This window comes from Endozoicomonas sp. ONNA2 (assembly GCF_024606365.1).
Taxonomy (GTDB): Bacteria; Pseudomonadota; Gammaproteobacteria; order Pseudomonadales; family Endozoicomonadaceae; genus Endozoicomonas.
In genome coordinates this window covers 1-1,889 of the sequence record NZ_JAHHPO010001115.1, presented here as the reverse complement: position 1 = coordinate 1,889, position 1,889 = coordinate 1, and the positions used below count along the sequence as shown (strand labels likewise).

Genomic DNA, 1,889 nt, shown 5'->3' with positions numbered 1-1,889 from the left:
CCAGTCACTCTGCTGCGTTGCAACTCCGGTCACATAGCTAAGGCTATGCTCCCTACGTTGCGCCTTGCATAGTAAATGTCCACTTAGCCAGAAATATACGATTCCATTTGGCCAACTACTTAGGGTTGAAAACGCGCCGTATGTTACACCATTTTCTGCCAAATAGGATGAGTGCCATCCTGAACCTTATTCCTATAGAATGTGAGCTTCGCAACACTGCCTCAATTTCAGAACATACCAGCATGCCACACCGTTATATAAGAAAAATACTGGAAGCCAGGGTCTATGATGTCGCCATAGAAACCCCGATAGATGAGGCCCACTTCCTCAGTCAGCGCCTGGATAACCGGGTTCTCCTCAAGCGGGAAGACTTACAACCGGTATTCTCCTTCAAAATCCGGGGCGCTTATAACAAGCTGGCCCAGCTCACCACGGCAGAAAAAGAACGTGGCGTTATTGCCGCTTCGGCGGGGAATCATGCCCAGGGCGTCGCCCTGGCCTCCCGGGAAATGGGTATCAAGGCCACCATCGTCATGCCGGTTACCACCCCTGAGATCAAAGTGAAGTCTGTGCGTGCATACGGAGCCAGTGTCGTACTGCATGGTGACACTTTTGACCAGGCTCTGGCTCACTCTTTCGAGCTGGTGAAAAAACACAGCTACACATTCATTCACCCTTATGATGATATTGATACCATCGCCGGTCAGGGCACTATTGGCATGGAGATCCTGCGACAACATACCGGCGAACTGGATGCGGTGTTTATCCCGGTTGGTGGCGGAGGCCTGGCGGCAGGTATCAGTGCCTACATAAAGTACCTGCGGCCCAAGGTCAAAGTCATCGGTGTTGAGTTTGAAGAATCCGCCTGCCTGAAAGCGGCCCTTGAAGCGGGTGAGCGGGTTGTTCTGCCTCAGGTGGGCATCTTTGCCGATGGTGTCGCGGTGGCACAGATCGGTGCAGAGACATTCAGAATCTGTCGTGAATGTATTGACGAAGTCATCACCGTCACCGCTGACGAAATCTGCGCTGCGATCAAGGATATCTTTGATGATACCCGCTCTGTCTGTGAGCCTGCCGGTGCCCTGGGCATTGCCGGTATGAAAAAGTATGTCAGTCGGGACAAGGTCCGGGGCCAAACCCTGCTGGCCGTTGACAGCGGTGCCAACATCAACTTTGACCGGTTGCGCTATGTCTCCGAACGCACAGAACTGGGCGAACAGCGTGAAGCGATCATCGCCGTTACGATTCCGGAAAAACCCGGAAGCTTTAAACAGTTCTGTGAACTTCTGGGCCGCAGAAATATCACCGAGTTTAACTATCGCTACCACAACCCGGACAAAGCCAGAATTTTTGTCGGTGTTCAGGTTCACCCGGATCAGCTGCCCATGGACCGACTGGTGCATGAACTCCAGCAGCACGGCTACCCCGTGGTTGACCTGAGCGATAATGAAATGGCCAAACTCCATGTTCGCCACATGGTGGGCGGGCATAGCGAAGCGGTCACCAATGAGCAGGTTTACCGGTTTGAATTCCCGGAGCGCCCGGGAGCCTTATTAAACTTCCTGAGCAAACTGGGCCAACGCTGGAATATCACCATGTTCCACTATCGCAACCACGGCGCGGCCTACGGGCGGGTTGCGGTCGGCCTGGATGTGCCGGACGAGGAGCACCGGCATATCCCGCAATACCTTGATGCCATTGGCTACCGCTACTGGTCTGAAAATGATAATGAAGCTTATAAGGCCTTTCTGGGAGACCAGGAGGCTGTCCGGGAATAGACTGCACGCGGCAACTGCTCCTGCGTTGCTCCAGTTTGCATGGGCTCATCAGCCTTCTTAGGAGCTGTCCTGAAATAACTTCGACATTTCTACAGACGCTACCCGCTACCC

Annotated in this window: 1 protein-coding gene; it reads left to right on the top strand. The window is 53.6% G+C overall.

Features of this window, described 5'->3' with window-relative positions:
* Positions 1–140: 140 nt before the first annotated feature.
* Positions 141–1,778 (top strand): threonine ammonia-lyase, biosynthetic, encoded by a 1,638-nt coding sequence (gene ilvA, locus KDK14_RS19780; protein ID WP_306671630.1) that lies wholly within the window; start codon positions 141–143, stop codon positions 1,776–1,778.
* Positions 1,779–1,889 lie beyond the last annotated feature (111 nt).

Coding starts and splice junctions, on each gene's coding strand:
- ilvA (WP_306671630.1), top strand. CDS start 141: ATGTTACACCATTTTCTGCCAAATAGGATGAGTGCCATCCTGAACCTT.